The organism is Erwinia sp. PME.40.26/001 (assembly GCF_055556675.1).
On record NZ_JBVHNP010000002.1, the window covers coordinates 227,771 to 243,002 of the forward strand.

General features: G+C 55.0%; 17 protein-coding genes. 8 read left to right on the forward strand and 9 right to left on the reverse strand.

What is annotated here, in order from left to right:
* Window positions 1-4 precede the first annotated feature (4 nt).
* A complete protein-coding gene (locus ACZ3HG_RS08565) occupies window positions 5-667 on the reverse strand; it encodes a DUF1190 family protein (RefSeq protein WP_191933724.1) in 663 nt (220 codons plus the stop codon).
* 144 nt (window positions 668-811) lie between these two features.
* On the reverse strand, window positions 812-2,281 hold the full coding sequence (gene tolC, locus ACZ3HG_RS08570; RefSeq protein WP_191933725.1) for an outer membrane channel protein TolC: 1,470 nt from the start codon (window positions 2,279-2,281) through the stop codon (window positions 812-814).
* A 210-nt stretch (window positions 2,282-2,491) separates the two neighbouring features.
* Between tolC and nudF the strand changes: the two genes are divergently transcribed.
* From nudF to ACZ3HG_RS08605, 7 genes are all read left to right on the forward strand, one after another.
* Complete coding sequence (nudF, locus tag ACZ3HG_RS08575; RefSeq protein ID WP_191933726.1) at window positions 2,492-3,127, forward strand: ADP-ribose diphosphatase; 636 nt, start codon at window positions 2,492-2,494, stop codon at window positions 3,125-3,127.
* Entirely contained in the window at window positions 3,127-3,546 is a 420-nt protein-coding gene (locus ACZ3HG_RS08580) for a DUF1249 family protein (protein ID WP_191933727.1), read from the forward strand. The genes nudF and ACZ3HG_RS08580 overlap by 1 nt, the downstream gene beginning before the upstream one ends.
* A 41-nt stretch (window positions 3,547-3,587) precedes the next feature.
* Window positions 3,588-4,415 (forward strand): 3',5'-cyclic-AMP phosphodiesterase, encoded by an 828-nt coding sequence (cpdA, locus tag ACZ3HG_RS08585; RefSeq protein ID WP_191933728.1) that lies wholly within the window; start codon window positions 3,588-3,590, stop codon window positions 4,413-4,415.
* Between the two features lie 3 nt (window positions 4,416-4,418).
* Window positions 4,419-4,997, forward strand: a complete 579-nt coding sequence (gene yqiA, locus ACZ3HG_RS08590) for an esterase YqiA (RefSeq protein WP_191933729.1) — start codon at window positions 4,419-4,421, stop codon at window positions 4,995-4,997.
* Window positions 4,998-5,052: 55 nt separating this feature from the next.
* Window positions 5,053-6,948: a DNA topoisomerase IV subunit B gene (gene parE, locus ACZ3HG_RS08595; RefSeq protein WP_118665516.1), complete on the forward strand. Its 1,896-nt coding sequence runs from the start codon at window positions 5,053-5,055 to the stop codon at window positions 6,946-6,948.
* A gap of 179 nt (window positions 6,949-7,127) precedes the next feature.
* Complete coding sequence (locus ACZ3HG_RS08600) at window positions 7,128-7,295, forward strand: YnfU family zinc-binding protein (RefSeq protein ID WP_157076019.1); 168 nt, start codon at window positions 7,128-7,130, stop codon at window positions 7,293-7,295.
* A 147-nt stretch (window positions 7,296-7,442) separates the two neighbouring features.
* Complete coding sequence (locus tag ACZ3HG_RS08605) at window positions 7,443-8,345, forward strand: LysR family transcriptional regulator (protein ID WP_191936324.1); 903 nt, start codon at window positions 7,443-7,445, stop codon at window positions 8,343-8,345.
* Between the two features lie 88 nt (window positions 8,346-8,433).
* Here ACZ3HG_RS08605 and ACZ3HG_RS08610 read toward each other — a convergent pair whose 3' ends face one another.
* Window positions 8,434-8,742, reverse strand: coding sequence for a putative quinol monooxygenase (locus tag ACZ3HG_RS08610; protein ID WP_062745822.1), 309 nt, complete (start codon window positions 8,740-8,742; stop codon window positions 8,434-8,436).
* Window positions 8,743-8,785: 43 nt separating this feature from the next.
* Entirely contained in the window at window positions 8,786-9,367 is a 582-nt protein-coding gene (locus tag ACZ3HG_RS08615) for an NAD(P)H-dependent oxidoreductase (protein WP_191933730.1), read from the reverse strand.
* Window positions 9,368-9,499: 132 nt separating this feature from the next.
* Between ACZ3HG_RS08615 and ACZ3HG_RS08620 the strand changes: the two genes are divergently transcribed.
* Window positions 9,500-10,267, forward strand: coding sequence for a transporter substrate-binding domain-containing protein (locus tag ACZ3HG_RS08620; protein ID WP_191933731.1), 768 nt, complete (start codon window positions 9,500-9,502; stop codon window positions 10,265-10,267).
* Between the two features lie 147 nt (window positions 10,268-10,414).
* Here ACZ3HG_RS08620 and ACZ3HG_RS08625 read toward each other — a convergent pair whose 3' ends face one another.
* The 5 genes from ACZ3HG_RS08625 to ACZ3HG_RS08645 all read right to left on the reverse strand — a co-directional run bounded on the left by ACZ3HG_RS08625 (window position 10,415) and on the right by ACZ3HG_RS08645 (window position 14,992).
* Window positions 10,415-11,278: a ketose-bisphosphate aldolase gene (locus tag ACZ3HG_RS08625; RefSeq protein ID WP_191933732.1), complete on the reverse strand. Its 864-nt coding sequence runs from the start codon at window positions 11,276-11,278 to the stop codon at window positions 10,415-10,417.
* A gap of 200 nt (window positions 11,279-11,478) precedes the next feature.
* On the reverse strand, window positions 11,479-12,570 hold the full coding sequence (locus ACZ3HG_RS08630; RefSeq protein ID WP_465332688.1) for a PTS fructose transporter subunit IIC: 1,092 nt from the start codon (window positions 12,568-12,570) through the stop codon (window positions 11,479-11,481).
* Between the two features lie 21 nt (window positions 12,571-12,591).
* Window positions 12,592-12,906 carry a PTS fructose transporter subunit IIB gene (locus ACZ3HG_RS08635; protein ID WP_062745833.1) on the reverse strand — a complete coding sequence of 105 codons (315 nt, stop codon included), beginning with the start codon at window positions 12,904-12,906 and terminating at the stop codon, window positions 12,592-12,594.
* A gap of 20 nt (window positions 12,907-12,926) precedes the next feature.
* Entirely contained in the window at window positions 12,927-13,397 is a 471-nt protein-coding gene (locus ACZ3HG_RS08640; RefSeq protein ID WP_191933735.1) for a PTS sugar transporter subunit IIA, read from the reverse strand.
* Between the two features lie 11 nt (window positions 13,398-13,408).
* Window positions 13,409-14,992 (reverse strand): BglG family transcription antiterminator, encoded by a 1,584-nt coding sequence (locus tag ACZ3HG_RS08645; protein ID WP_191936321.1) that lies wholly within the window; start codon window positions 14,990-14,992, stop codon window positions 13,409-13,411.
* Window positions 14,993-15,232: the final 240 nt, after the last annotated feature.

The following is a 15,232-nucleotide window of genomic DNA, read 5'->3' on the forward strand; positions in this document are numbered from 1 at the left end:
GCGCTTAACCCCCCATGCTGCGGTTGGTGCCGGAGGCACTGCTACGCTGCATGGTGGTTTGTTTGGCAACGGTCTCACCAAAGCCACCGCGAGTGACGGTGCTGGTTGTGGCAGGTTTCGGAGCCAGGGCCGTTTTAGGAACGGTCATGGTGCGGCCTGGCGTTGCGGCACCATAGCTTTTGCCGCTGGCATCAACGAATTTTCCGTTCGCCGGGCTGGACGGGTTCTTTGAGGAGAACAGCGGTTGCTGCTGCCCCATACCGCCACCCATCATACGGCCCATCATGTAACCGGCCATCAGAGGCATCCAGAAGCTGCCGCTGGACTGTGATTCCGCATTCGTGGTGCCGACGCCAGCCTGAGCCGGAGCCTGCTGACACTGACCTTCACCAAATTCTGCCACACAGTCTTCACGGCTGGCATATTTCGGTGCGGTTTTCACCGCTTCTTCTTTGGCGCTGTTAAACGCCGTGGTGCATTGTGCGCTCTTGCCTGGGTTGGCAGCAGAGCAGTCATCCGCGTTCTGATACATAGAGACGGTTTCGTCGGCCTGTTCACATGCGGCCAGCATAAATACTGCACTTACCGCCAGCGCAACCGGCGTTAAATGACGTGCGCTCCAGCTTTTGCGAAAGGAGGCATGATTAATCTGTTTAGTCCGTTTCATCACTTTTCGTCCTGTGCCCAAAGGTAGTGCATAGGATAGGGGAACAGCGGTGAAAAATGAAGCGATGAGGCCTGACCAGGAGGGGATCTTTACGTAGCTATACGTTTGATTGTGAAGGGGCAGCCATCGCTGCCCCTCAGGGGACTACTGACCGAATGGATTGCCGCTGGCGCGAGGTGCTGCCGGGCGACGGGTCTCGGTGGCATTCGTGCTGCGAGGCGCTGTTTGTGCTCCGTCAGCATAGGCCGTCTGCTGTGCATTTTCCGGTGCAACAATCTCCGGCGAGGTGCCGACATCTTTGCCCAGATGATTGTTCAGCGTTTGCAGATCCTGCTCGTTCAGCGTACCCAGCGCAGACTTAATGTTGAGCTGGTTAATCATATAGCTGTAACGGGCGTTCGCCAGCTGCTGCTTGGCATTGTACAGCGTGGTGGTGGCATCCAGCACGTCGACGATGGTACGGGTACCCACCGAGTAACCGGCTTCCATCGCATCCAGAGAGCTTTGTGCCGACACAACAGATTGCTTATAGGCTTCAATGCTGCTGATTGACGCGTTCACGTTATTAAACGAAGAACGTACGGTCTGCACGGTGCTGCGGTGTGCGCTTTCCAGCTGCTCACTGGCGGCCACAAACGCATACTGCGCCTGTTTCACCTGGGAGCTGACCGATCCACCGCTGTACAGCGGCATATTGAAGCTCAGGCCGACCTGGTTGCTGCCGCTGATGTTGTCATTGCTGTTCGGGCTGGCACGTTCGCCGCCATAACGGGTATTTGACAGGCCGGTTGAGGCGGTCAGATCCAGCGTTGGCATATGACCCGTTTCTGAAGAACGGATCTGCTCACGCGCCAGGTCCTGAGACAGGCGGGCGGACAGCAGCGACAGGTTGCGGCTTTCCGCTTCTTTCAGCAGCGCATTGACCGGCTGAGGTTTTTCAGTTTTGAACGTATCAACGTTTAGCGAGGCCAGGTTTGGATAGTAATTACCAGTCACCTGACGCAGGGTTTCTACCGCGTTGTCGAGGGCATTACGCGCCGAGACTTCGTTGGCCAGTACGGTGTCGTACTGTGAGCGGGCGTTCTGCACGTCGGTGATAGCGACCAGGCCAACGTTAAAGCGCTGGGTGGTTTGATCCAGTTCGCGATAGATGGACTGCTTCTGCGCTTCGGTGTAGGACAGCGTATCGATCGCATTCAGTACGTTGAAATACGCCGTCGCCGTGTTCAGGATCAGCGTTTGCTGTGCCGTCTGATAGGTGACATCCTGAATACCGGCCGTTTTTTCCTGCAGCGTCAGCGCACGCCATTTTGACATGTCAAAAATGGTTTGCGTCAACTGCAGGGAGGCGCTTTTAGAATCGTTATGGGTATCCCGGGCGTCGCGGTAGCCGCTGTTATAGGTATAGTCAGCACCCAGGCCTAACTGCGGTAACAGCGGGCTGCGGGCTTCATTAATTTTCTCAAAGGCAGCATCACGATCGGCCGCAGAGCTACGAAGGTCAGGATTTGATAAACGTGCCTGCTGATATACCTGCAGCAGGTTTTCAGCCTGGCTGGCAACACTGAAGCCGCCCAGGCTCAGACCGATGAGTAAAGGGAGCAGTTTGTTCATTTGCATTCCTTGTAGTGCAGCAAAATTGCTATGGTAGCGCTGACGTAGGCCAAAAATTATCGCCGATAATAGCAGAGAGTTCCGATAAGGTAAGTTGGCTGAAAGTGCCATCCTGCCTTAATTTACTTAAATAAGTCGTTAAGAACCAGACAACTGTTGGAATACTCTTGCACTTTACGTTTTTGCCACCACTTCCCAGGAGAGGTTGTTATGGAAACTGGTCACAATTACCCAGTGACTTTCACCAAAAACGATGTAGAAATTATTGCACGTGAGACGCTGTATCGCGGTTTTTTTTCGCTGGAGCGCTACCGGTTTCGTCACCGCTTGTTTAACGGTGGCATGAGTGGTGAAGTGACCCGGGAAATTTTTGAGCGCGGCCACGCGGCGGTGCTGCTACCCTATGACCCCCAGCGAGACGAAGTGGTACTGATTGAGCAAATCCGTATTGCCGCGTACGACACCAGCCCAACACCCTGGGTGCTGGAACTGGTGGCCGGGATGATTGAACCGGGTGAAACCCCGGAAGAGGTGGCCCGCCGGGAAGCCGTGGAAGAGGCAGGGATCGTTGCCGGACGGGTTAAACCGGTGGTGAACTATCTCTCCAGTGCGGGAGGCACCACTGAGCGCCTGTCAGTATTTGTTGGTGAAGTGGATGCCAGCGTGGCCGAGGGAAACCACGGGCTGGAGGAGGAGAATGAGGATATTCTCGTTCATGTGGTCAGCCGCAGTCAGGCTTATCAGTGGGTGGAACAGGGGAAAATTGATAACGCAGCGGCTGTCATTGCTTTGCAATGGCTGGAGTTGCACCATAAACAGCTACGAGAAGAGTGGAATCCTGAATAATGAAACGCTATGTCCCCGATTTTCCTGAAATGATGCGCGTCTGCGAAACAAATTTTGCGCAGCTGCGGCGCCTGTTACCTAAGGAGGATCGGGCGGGAGAGTCGATGGCGTATCAGGTGAACGGTGCCAGCTATCGGATCACCATCCTGGAGTCGACCCGTTACACCACGCTGGTGGAGATCCGACAAACGGCCCCCGCAGTGAGCTATTGGAGCCTGCCTTCAATGTCGGTCAGGCTTTACCACGATGCGATGGTGGCGGAAGTGTGTTCAACACAGCAGATCTATCGCTTTAAAGCACGCTATGATTATCCTAATAAAAAATTGCATCAGCGTGATGAAAAACACCAAATTAACCAGTTTTTAGCGGACTGGCTGCGCTATTGTTTGTCCCACGGTGCGATGGCCGTTCCGGTATAAAAGATAGCTGCGACATTTTCAGAGCGAGTTAAGGACGTTGATTGGATAGCCTGTTAAAACTTCCTGTGGCGAGTGGGTCCAGAGTCAGGATTTTACAGATAACGGACACCCACCTCTTTGCAGGCAAACACGAAACGCTGCTAGGGGTGAATACCTGGGCCAGTTTTGACGCCGTTCTGGAGGTGATCACCGCAGAGCAGCGTCACTACGATCTCGTTGTCGCGACCGGCGACCTGGCGCAGGACCACTCCATTGAGGCCTATCAGCATTTTGCTGAGGGCATCGCACGTCTGTCGGCCCCCTGCGTCTGGTTGCCTGGTAATCATGACTTCCAGCCCACGATGTTCAGCACGCTGGCGGCGTCTTGTATTGCCGATCAAAAACAGGTGCTGGTGGGCGACCACTGGCAGATTGTGCTGCTCGACAGTCAGGTGTTTGGCGTCCCGCACGGAGAACTGAGCGACTATCAGCTGGAGTGGCTGGAAAGTGCGCTGGCGGCCGAACCGCAGCGCCACACGCTGGTGTTATTGCATCATCATCCGGTGCCGTCGGGGTGTTCATGGCTGGACCAGCACAGCCTGCGGAATCCGCATATGTTGGATATTGTCCTGCGACGCTATCCGCGGGCAAAAACCCTGCTGTGCGGCCATATTCATCAGGAACTTGACCTTGACTGGCACGGACGGCGCGTACTGGCTTCGCCATCGACCTGCGTGCAGTTCAAGCCGCACTGCACCAACTTCACCATTGATGCCGAGTCTCCCGGCTGGCGCTGGCTTGACCTCTATGATGACGGTCGACTGGAAACCCAGGTGCAGCGTCTGACCACGCGCATGTTTAACCCGGATCTCGATTCAGAAGGATACTGACCGATGGCCACGCTGCTGTATCTGCATGGTTTTAACAGCTCCCCCCAGTCCGCGAAGGCCACCCAGTTTAAACAGTGGCTGGCGGAACATCGCCCGGACATCCGGCTGCATGTGCCGCAGCTTCCGGCTTTCCCTTCTGAAGCTGCCGCCCTGCTGGAGACATTTGTCATGCAGTCGGCGGGGGAACAGCTGGGGATTATTGGCTCATCACTGGGCGGCTATTACGCGACCTGGCTGTCGCAATGCTTCACCCTCCCTGCCGTGGTGGTTAACCCGGCGGTGCGCCCGTTTGAGCTGCTGGCCGATTATCTCGGCCACAACGAGAACCCATACACCGGCCAGCAATATGTGTTAGAGTCTCGCCATATTTACGATCTAAAAGTGATGCAGATTGACCCGTTAGAGTCGCCGGATTTGCTCTGGTTACTGCAGCAAACGGGTGATGAAGTGCTCGACTACCGCCAGGCCCTGGACTACTACAGCGCCTGCCGCCAGACGGTAGAAGAGGGCGGAAATCATGCTTTTATCGGATTCGAACGCCATTTCTCCGCCATGCTCGCCTTCCTGGGTTTTCAGGAGTGAGTTTACGCCGGAGTCTGGTCACTCATTTTTAGCCACTACCAATCAGATTGTTACGATGACTCAATCCAGCTACAACGCTGACTCCATTGAGGTTCTCAGCGGCCTTGAACCCGTGCGTCGCCGCCCGGGCATGTACACCGATACCGTGCGTCCTAACCACTTAGGCCAGGAAGTGATCGATAACAGCGTGGATGAAGCGCTGGCCGGTCACGCCAAACGCGTGGAAGTGATCCTGCACGCCGATCAGTCGTTGGAAGTGATCGACGACGGGCGCGGCATGCCGGTGGATATTCACCCGGAAGAGGGCGTACCGGCCGTTGAGCTGATTTTCTGCCGCCTCCATGCCGGCGGTAAATTCTCAAATAAAAACTACCAGTTCTCCGGCGGCTTGCACGGCGTGGGGATCTCGGTGGTCAACGCGCTGTCAAAACGCGTCGAAGTCACCGTTCGCCGTAACGGCGAAGTGTACGAAATGGCGTTTGAAAACGGCGATAAAGTGCAGGATCTGACGGTCACCGGCACCGTCGGTAAACGTAATACCGGCACCCGCGTCCAGTTCTGGCCGGATGAGTCCTTCTTTGACAGCCCGCGCTTCTCCGTTTCGCGCCTCAGCCACCTGCTGAAAGCCAAAGCCGTGCTGTGCCCGGGCGTCGAGATTGTTTTCAAAGATAAGCTGAACAATACCGAACAGACCTGGTGCTACGCCGATGGCCTGACCGATTACCTGATGGAAGCCGTCAATGGTCTGCCAACGCTGCCAGAAAAAGCCTTCGTCGGCGCGTTCGCCGGGGATGTAGAGGCGGTCGACTGGGCGCTGCTGTGGCTGCCGGAAGGCGGTGAACTGCTGACGGAAAGCTACGTTAACCTGATCCCGACCATGCAGGGCGGCACCCACGTGAACGGCCTGCGTCAGGGCCTGCTCGACGCCATGCGCGAGTTCTGTGAATACCGTAATATCCTGCCGCGCGGCGTTAAGCTGTCGGCAGAAGATATCTGGGACCGCTGCGCCTACGTGCTGTCGGTGAAAATGCAGGATCCGCAGTTTGCCGGGCAGACCAAAGAGCGTCTGTCATCCCGTCAGTGCGCGGCGTTTGTGTCCGGCGTGGTGAAAGACGCCTTCAGCCTGTGGCTGAATCAGAACGTCCAGGCCGCAGAAATGCTGGCAGAGCTGGCGATTTCCAGCGCCCAGCGCCGCCTGCGCGCAGCGAAAAAAGTGGTGCGTAAAAAGCTGACCAGCGGGCCGGCCCTGCCGGGTAAACTGGCCGACTGCTCTGCCCAGGATCTTGCCCGTACGGAGCTGTTCCTCGTGGAAGGTGACTCAGCAGGCGGATCGGCCAAGCAGGCGCGTGACCGTGAGTATCAGGCGATCATGCCGCTGAAGGGCAAGATCCTCAATACCTGGGAAGTCTCCTCGGATGAGGTGCTGGCGTCGCAGGAGGTGCATGACATTTCCGTGGCGATCGGTATCGATCCTGACAGTGAAGACCTGAGCCAGCTGCGCTACGGTAAGATCTGCATCCTTGCGGATGCGGACTCCGACGGCCTGCACATCGCCACGCTGCTGTGTGCGCTGTTTGTTCGCCACTTCAGCACGCTGGTAAAAAATGGCCACGTTTACGTGGCAATGCCGCCGCTGTACCGTATTGATCTCGGTAAAGAGGTTTATTACGCGCTGGATGAAGAAGAGAAAGCGGGCATTCTTGAGCAGTTAAAGCGCAAGAAAGGCAAACCGGGCGTGCAGCGCTTTAAAGGGCTGGGCGAAATGAACCCGCTGCAGCTGCGCGAAACCACGCTGGATCCGAACACCCGCCGTCTGGTGCAGCTCACCATCAGTGATGAAGATCTCCCGCATACGATGGCGGTGATGGACATGTTGCTGGCGAAAAAACGCTCTGAAGATCGCCGTAACTGGCTGCAGGAAAAAGGCGACATGGCAGAAATCGAGGTCTGAGGATTTTCGACGTCAGCGCTGCGGGCCGACTGTTTTCCCTCACCGGGAGGGCAGTTGGCCCCTTTTTTTGCGAAATAATCCGCTGATATTCTGTCTGAGGCGAGATTTAAGCAATAAAGAGTAAGGGGAATGGGCCGTGAGGGTGTACTATACGCGTCCAAACAACACAGGAAATATTTATGGCTTATAATCAAAAACAACCTAAATCAAACGGTTTTCTCATCTCCATCGCCTGTCCTAAGTGCAGTAAAAGTGCTGATCACAGCGCCCCCAGAGTTCATAAGAATAAAAACCTTCTTTGCCCATTCTGCAGTGTCCTCTTTACCCCTTCTGAAACGAAAATTTAAACCCAGACTTCTGCTTTGCTGCCATTGGTCGGAATTTTCTGCCCTCAGGCCCGGTGAAGCCGTAAGCGCATAAAGACGTCAACCTGTGCGAGGTCCTGCCGTGATTCTGTTAGAATTGCAGGGTCATCTTTCTACCAGGTTGAACTCTTGAAAATCACCCTTGAAGAGCTTCGTGCGTGGGTCGTCGTGGTCGATACCGGTTCGATCACTGCCGCCGCGGAGCAGCTTAACCAGACCACCTCCGGTATCAGTCGCGCGCTCAGCCGTCTGGAAAGCAAACTGCAAACCACGCTGCTGCACCGCACCACCCGTCGCATTGCGCTGACCGAGGAAGGGCAGATCTTTCTTGAGCACGCCCGGCAGATTATCCGTTCGGTGGAAACCGCCGAAGAGCAGATTGCCCAGCGGCGTGAAATCCCCTCCGGTCGCCTGCGCGTCAATGCCGCCACGCCGTTTATGCTGCACGTCATCGTGCCGCTGATGCCGGAGTTCTCACGGCGTTTTCCACTGATCCAGTTAGAACTGAATACCGATGAAGTGGTGATCGACCTGCTGGAGCAGCAGACCGATATTGCCATCCGCATTGGCGAATTGCGTGATTCCACCATGCACGCCCGCGCACTTGGCAGCAGCAGGCTGCGGCTGATGGCCAGCCCGGCCTATCTGCAGGAGCACGGCGTGCCGCTTAGCGTCGCTGATATGGTGGATAAGCACCGTCTGCTGGGCTTCTGCAATCTGGATCAGCACAACATCTGGCCGGTATGGCGTTCGGAAGGGGAGTTTTTGCAGATTAAACCGACGGTGATGGCCTCCAGCGGGGAGACGCTGCGTCAGCTGGCGGTTAACGGCATGGGTATTGCGCGGGTGTCGGACTTTCTCAGCCGGGAGGATGTCGCCTCCGGCAGGCTGGTGCCGGTGCTGGCGGCGGAGACACGGGAGATGTTTCACCCGATCCATGCGGTGTACTACCGCAACAGCACGCTGGCCGTGCGCATCCGCTGCTTCCTCGACTATCTCAGCGAGCAGTTTGCCAGCAAGACCCTGCTGTAAAAGGACGAACCGAAACAGAAGGTCCGCCCCTGCATGGCAAGGTGATAACCGCCAGGGGCCGACTTTTTACCGGTCAGCCCGCCGGCCTTTACAGCGCCGGTTCCAGTACAAAAATTTTCACATCGACCACATCATCTTTGATGGCGGTGCGATGCCGTTCCATATGGTCAGCCTGCTGGTGCTGCTCCAGATGTCGCAGTGAATCCCAGTGCTCCACCATAAAAATGGAATCAGGAGAGTGCTGCTTCCAGGGCACCTGGGCTTTGTGGTCAATCAGCGCCTGGTAGCTACCGCAGCCTTCTTCATCCAGCACGGTGGGGGTCAGACGCTCAATAGCGTGTAAAACGGCAGTACGTCGGCCTGGCTTGATACAGATTTCAGCGATTACGGTCAGCATACTGTTTCCTTTTTACCGGGGAACCCAATGGGTGAGTGTCCAGTTAAGCAAAAATCGCGCTCAGATGAGTCCGATAGCGCGCGATATCGCCTTCAATATCCGGCTGTTTGATCACATCGTTACAGATAAAGGTCGGCAGACCGTCCATACCGAGGAACTGGTTGGCCTTGTGGAAGTGCAGATAGACACCGTCTACGCCCACGCCTTCAAAGAACTGTTCCGGGTCGGTAAACGCCTGGAGCGGCGCATTCCAGGTCAGGGACAGCATATAGGTTTTGCCCTGCAGCAGGCCGCCTGAACCATATTTTTTCGCCGCATCGGAGCGGGTACGGCCATCGCTGGCGTACAGTTTACCGTGGCCTTCAGTGAAGACTTCGTCGATATATTTTTTCAGCGTCCACGGCTCGCCCATCCACCAGCCCGGCATTTGATAAATAACGGTATCGGCGGCAAGATATTTGTCGATTTCATCGGCGACCACGTAACCGTCGTCCAGCACGGTGACATCGACCTGATGACCGGCATCGCGCAGGAAGCTCGCCGCAACGTGGGTCAGGGTATGGTTCAGTTCACCTTTGGAGTGGGCGAAGGCTTTACCGGCATCAATAATTAAAATCTGGCTCATGTATTTTTCTCAACAGTGTGCAATGCCGGAGAGTGTATCCGACGTCAGCCGTGAGAAAAATGGGGTGCTAATCACAATACTATTGCGTTTTAAGCAACAATACGCGGCACTGATAATAACAATGAGAGAACTATGATGATGAAAATCGGGGCTGCGGCCCTCCTGCTGGTCGCGGGCAGCGCCAGCGCGCAGTCACATCTTGACCGTGCAATGCAAAGCAAAACGCTGGTGGTCTGCACCACCGGGGACTACAAGCCCTATACCTATCTGCGTCAGGACGGCAGCTACGAGGGGATTGATATCTCCCTGGTACAGTCGCTGGCAAAAAGTCTGGGGGCGGAGGTGAAGTGGGTGCCGACCACCTGGAAAACCCTGACGCCTGATTTTATCGGTAAGCAGTGCGACGTAGCCCTGGGGGGCGTTTCAGTGACGCTGAAACGCCAGCAGACGGCATGGTTCGCCAACCCGCTGGATACCGATGGCAAAATCCCTCTGGTGCGCTGCGCGGATAAGAAGAAATACCGTACGGTGGAGCAGATGAACAAAGCATCGGTACGTCTGATTGAACCGGCGGGTGGAACCAATGAGGCCTTCGTGCATGCGTACCTGCCGAAAGCGAACCTGACGCTGTTTCACGATAACGTGACGATTTTCCAGCAGCTGGTGGACAAAAAAGCGGACGTGATGATCACCGATGCCTCTGAAGCGCTCTATCAGCAGAAGCGCTATCCGTCGCTGTGCGCCATTAACCCGGATAAACCGCTGCAGTACGGAGAAAAGGCCTGGATGCTGCCGCGCGATGATATCAGCTGGAAAATGTACGTTGATCAGTGGCTGCATCTGAGTAAAGCCACCGGTGAATATCAGCAGATTGTAGAGCAGTGGTTAGCGGGGAAATAACGGCAGGCCAGGGACAAATCAAATTCAAGGGGCGGCGGCGACTGGCCGCCCCTTGTCGCCCAACCCGCGCCGCGGGAAAGCGAAACGAACGTGACCTTAAGCCCTGGCCCTGGACCTTAAAACAGCGGCCCAAACCAAAGCCCCAGCCTAGCGATATAAATCCGCTTTACCCGTCGATCCAAACAGGGACATTTTATAGGCGATCACCGCTTTTGCCGCTTTGATCGGCTCCGGGTAGATGGCATTCGGATCCCACCAGGCTTCACGGCTGAGGATCTCACGCGCTTTAGCGAAATAGGCGTATTTCATATCGCTGGAGATATTGATCTTACCGACGCCGAGCGTCACGGATTCGGCGATCTCCGCATCCGGGTTGGCCGATCCGCCGTGCAGCACCAGCGGGATCGCGACGCGCTGTGAGATCTCGCGCAGAATATGCATCTGCAGTTCCGGCTTCATATCCTTTGGATAAATGCCGTGCGCCGTACCGATAGCCACGGCCAGCGTGTCCACCCCGGTGCGGGTGACAAAGTCCTCAGCCTGATCGGGATCGGTATAAATGACCTTACTGACCCCGCCCTCCACTGAAGTGCCGGTATCACCAATGGTGCCCAGCTCGCCTTCCACCGAGATCCCCACCGCATGGGCCAGCTTGACCACTTCCTGCGTCAGCGCCACATTCTCTTCATACGGCAGCAGCGACCCATCAATCATCACGGAGGTAAACCCGCACTGAATCGCGCGCTGGACGTGCTCAACCGATGCGCCGTGATCAAGATGGATAACAAAAGGAATACGGCTGCGCAGGGTGCGTTCACGCACATAGCCGAAGAACTCATCGGTCACGAACTCCAGTTCACTGGGGTGGATGGAGATGATCGCCGGGCTATTGCTGGCTTCCGCCTGTTCGACGACGGCGCGGATAAAGCAGCTGTCGGCGACGTTAAAGGCACCAATGGCGAAGCGATTTTCACGGGTTGGTTTTAACAGTTCGTGCATTGACATCAACATGGTTGTACTCCTTCAGGGTCAGATTTTAGGCAACACTTTCCTTCACCGGCGACGGACACCGGTGAGATACAGGGCAGGTGGAAAGGGATCAGGCGTTACGCACAGCCTGCGGTACCTGATCCGTTAACTGATTCAGTGACACAGGCGGTTTCTGTCGGGTCCGCCAGCGCAGTATCGAGTGAATGAACCCTCACCGCGCCTTATTCCAGGGTGAATGTAATGTCTTCGTCACGTAGCGTACCGTCGTCAACATCATCGAATTCTTCGTCGGCAGCGGTGACGGGTTTTTTGATCAGCGACAGCATGACGCCGCAGATCACCGTACCGATTGCCAGGGCCAGGCAGAACATTACGGGCTTCGTGAACAGCGGGACGACAAACATGCCACCGTGTGGTACCGGTGCCCCAACGGCCCAGACCATAATCAACCCGCCAGCAATGGCCGACGCCACGACGCAGCTGCCCACCACGCGAAACAGGTCGCGTGCCGCAATCGGGATCACCCCTTCCGTGATCATGCAGATCCCCATGGGTAGCGCGGCTTTCAGCGCCTCCTTTTCCGCCCGCGTGTATTTGTTGCGCGTCAGCAGGAAGGAGAGGGTAATACCAAACGGAGGGATCATCGAACCGGCAAACTTCACGGCTTCCGGGCCGTAAATACCATCGACCAGCATGCCGTCAGCGAACAGCGACATGGTTTTATTGACCGGTCCGCCGAAGTCAAAAGTGGCCATGGCACCAAGGATCGCCCCCATCAGAAACTTCGATCCGCCCTGCATCGACTCCAGCAGATGGATCAGCGCTTTTTGCAGCCAGACGATCGGCTGGCCGATAAAGGTCATCATCAGCAGCCCGGCGATCACCGTGCTCAGCACTGGCAGGATCATCACCGGCATCAGGCCCTGCATGGAGGCCGGTAATTTTATGGTGCGCTTCAGCAGCAAAACGGTATAACCCACCAGGAAGCCGCCGAGAATACCGCCGATAAACCCGGTGCCGATCTGCCCGCAGATAAAACCGACGATCAGGCCCGGTGCAAAACCCGGACGGTCGGCAACCGACCAGGCGATGGCCGCAGAAATCAGCGGGACGATCAGGCCCATCCCCCAGCCGCCGATCTGATTCAGCATCCACGCGACGCTACCGGTCTGTTTACCGACATCGGGGCCGCCGATCACCTGACCGAGAGCAATGCAGATCCCGGCGGCGACGATCAGTGGGATCATCCATGAGATCCCGGTCAACAGATGTCCCTTGATCTCTTGTCCCAGTTTTTTAGATTGACTGTTCATGGTGATCTCCCCTCAGAGTGGTCAGGCGCGTGCGAGCGAATCGGCCACTTTTTCAAGGAATTTCACCGGGGACTTAATCACGACATCGGTTTTGACCCGCACCACCGGTTTACCCTTAAAACGCTCTTCGCCGTTAATTTTGATATCCACCGCCAGGATCACCACGTCGGCGGCGGCAATATCTGCCGCACTCAGGGGATTCTCGGTACCGATGGTGCCCTGGGTTTCGACCAGAATGTCGAAGTGGAGCGCCTTTGCGCCTTTAATCAGTTTTTCTCGCGCGATGTAGGTATGCGCGATGCCTGCCGTGCAGGCGGCCACACAAACAATCTTCATGGTATGCCTCGTCTTCAGTGTTAACAGAGGTCTGTTTCCGCGTACTGGCTGAACAGTTCGATAATGCTTTCGGCATCCTGCTCCTGTAACAGTTGAGCTATCACGTCATCATCGGCCAGGGCGCAGGCCACCTGAGACAGAAGGCGAATATGGGTGGTATTTTGATCTTCCATGCGCACCGCAAATAAAATAATGCAGCGTACTTCGCTGCCATCGAGCGTTTCCCACGGGATATCGCTGCGGGTGCGGCCAATCGCCAGCGTGGTCTGTTTTACCGCCAGTGATTTACCGTGCGGAATGGCAATATGATTCTCAAACCCGGTTGAACCTTCCGCTTCACGCAGCCAGACGTCGTGCATAAAATCCTCTTTCGAGGTCAGGGCGCCGTCCTCATACAGCAAATCAGTCAGTTCGCGGATCGCTTCGTCTTTACTGCTGGCGTTCATGTTTAATTTGACGCGCCGGGCGCTGAGAATCTTAGTGATATCCATCGGCAAACCTCTTAAGTACAAGTTGAAAAGACGTGCTCTGACGCCTTGATACGATCGGTTGCCTGCAGTAATTTGCTGGCAATGACCTTCTCGGTGACGCGCTTAATATCGTCGTCGTTAAAAAAGGCGGATACGTAGACCACCGGGAGCGGCTGCTCCGCCAGATGGATGGTAGAGATCACCAGCTCAATATCCTGCTGCTGGCAGTACGTGTTCAGGGAGCTGGCAGAAACTACCCCCGTAATCACCCAGTCGGGGAAAGCGCGCAGAATGCGGCTTTTCAGCAGGTGCGAGGTACCCACGCCGCTGGAGCAGACGATCAGGATGCGTTTGTGGGCTATCTGGCGCTCCAGCGCGGCCTGAAAATGTACCGTCAGATAGCCGATCTCATCATCCGCAATCTCCGGTAAGTGAAAGCGCTGGCACAACTGCATCACCGCGTGTCCGGTGAGCTGATAAATATCGCCCAGCTCCTGTTTAATATCTTCCAGCAGCGGATTGCGGATGCGGATATGGTATTTCAGCCGGTTAAGCAGAGGTTTAATATGAATCAACAGACCTTCATGCAGCAGACGATCGTCCCTGAGATTGATATTTATTACCTCAGAAAAAGTTGCGATTAAATCCAGCGTTAAATGACGGGATTCACTATTGGATAGCTGACAGCACAGCGGTGGGTTGGCAGGATTGTCCTCAACCACAATGCCGGATGAGATAATATATTGATAAACAAACCACACTTCATCGCAGGGTAGCGTATTATTCATTTTTTGTTCAATCTGGTTGACCATTCCCTGAGCAATAGTGAAAACGATTTCATCGGCTTTCTGATTGATGTTTTCTTCGCTAAGAATAAGCGGGTTTCCCAGCGCCATTCGGTGCATCATAATTAAGATGTGAGTAAAAAGATTAATATAATACGGTTCACCTAATGGATACGTTAGCTGCTGTTCCATCTGCTGTAAAAGCTGCTGAACAAAAAGCACATCCTCTTCGCCAAAATAGTGCGTCAGTGCCTTATAGCTGCCGGGATCAAGACGTGAATGATTGACGACCCCCGGCTCCTGAAAATTCATTACATCATTAATCAGCGAGGCCATGGCCTGGCGGATATGGTTTTCACTGCCTTCAATATGCGTTCCGCTTTGGCCTCGTACCAGCGTCAGGCCGAGTGGGGCTATCCAGCTCTCAATGATTTTCAGATCGTTAACAATAGAGGCACTACTGATAAAGTAGCGTTCTGACAGCTTGCTGATGGAGGTTTCCCGTGGCGTATCACTCAGAAGCTGAGAGGCAATTTTCACCCGACGGGAATTATTGGCCAGCGCTTCCGCGCCTCCTTCTTCTGGCGTGAAAAGCTGTTCCAGCAGCATCAAACGCTGGCTGTCATCGACAATCAGCATAATACCAATGCCTGCCTTTTTCTCTGTCGTGATATTCCACTCCGTTAACAGGGTTTCGATAAAATGAATGTCGCGATGTACCGTCTTTTCAGAAACAGCCAGCCAGCTGGCCATATTTTTAACGGAAACATATTCCGGGTGTTGCAGCAGGTACTTAAGTAATTTCTGTTGGCGTAAGGTCAGAGCTTGCATCAGATCACCCTTAAGTTTTATTTATTTATCATTCCGGGTTGGATTTATCATGTGCTGACTGAGTGAGTGTCAATCTAGTTGCTGACAGGCAAGTGGGCAATACTAAAGCTTGTCCCTGTGCGGGACATAATTAAAACGGTGTGGCGAGGCGGAATTATTTGGGAGGCAGATCACATTAACCTTGAGAAAAATAAATGTGATCCTGTTCTCATATTATTCCCTTTATTCATTCTCTTTCAC

Bases quoted from the DNA above. Each gene is read 5' to 3' on its own strand.
- ACZ3HG_RS08625 (WP_191933732.1), bottom strand. From the start codon at position 11,278: ATGTTGATGTCAATGCACGAACTGTTAAAACCAACCCGTGAAAATCGC.
- parE (WP_118665516.1), top strand. From the start codon at position 5,053: ATGACTCAATCCAGCTACAACGCTGACTCCATTGAGGTTCTCAGCGGC.
- ACZ3HG_RS08635 (WP_062745833.1), bottom strand. From the start codon at position 12,906: ATGAAGATTGTTTGTGTGGCCGCCTGCACGGCAGGCATCGCGCATACC.
- yqiA (WP_191933729.1), top strand. From the start codon at position 4,419: ATGGCCACGCTGCTGTATCTGCATGGTTTTAACAGCTCCCCCCAGTCC.
- ACZ3HG_RS08645 (WP_191936321.1), bottom strand. From the start codon at position 14,992: ATGCAAGCTCTGACCTTACGCCAACAGAAATTACTTAAGTACCTGCTG.
- ACZ3HG_RS08640 (WP_191933735.1), bottom strand. From the start codon at position 13,397: ATGGATATCACTAAGATTCTCAGCGCCCGGCGCGTCAAATTAAACATG.
- ACZ3HG_RS08610 (WP_062745822.1), bottom strand. From the start codon at position 8,742: ATGCTGACCGTAATCGCTGAAATCTGTATCAAGCCAGGCCGACGTACT.
- ACZ3HG_RS08630 (WP_465332688.1), bottom strand. From the start codon at position 12,570: ATGAACAGTCAATCTAAAAAACTGGGACAAGAGATCAAGGGACATCTG.
- ACZ3HG_RS08600 (WP_157076019.1), top strand. From the start codon at position 7,128: ATGGCTTATAATCAAAAACAACCTAAATCAAACGGTTTTCTCATCTCC.
- tolC (WP_191933725.1), bottom strand. From the start codon at position 2,281: ATGAACAAACTGCTCCCTTTACTCATCGGTCTGAGCCTGGGCGGCTTC.
- ACZ3HG_RS08615 (WP_191933730.1), bottom strand. From the start codon at position 9,367: ATGAGCCAGATTTTAATTATTGATGCCGGTAAAGCCTTCGCCCACTCC.
- ACZ3HG_RS08565 (WP_191933724.1), bottom strand. From the start codon at position 667: ATGAAACGGACTAAACAGATTAATCATGCCTCCTTTCGCAAAAGCTGG.
- ACZ3HG_RS08580 (WP_191933727.1), top strand. From the start codon at position 3,127: ATGAAACGCTATGTCCCCGATTTTCCTGAAATGATGCGCGTCTGCGAA.
- nudF (WP_191933726.1), top strand. From the start codon at position 2,492: ATGGAAACTGGTCACAATTACCCAGTGACTTTCACCAAAAACGATGTA.
- ACZ3HG_RS08620 (WP_191933731.1), top strand. From the start codon at position 9,500: ATGATGATGAAAATCGGGGCTGCGGCCCTCCTGCTGGTCGCGGGCAGC.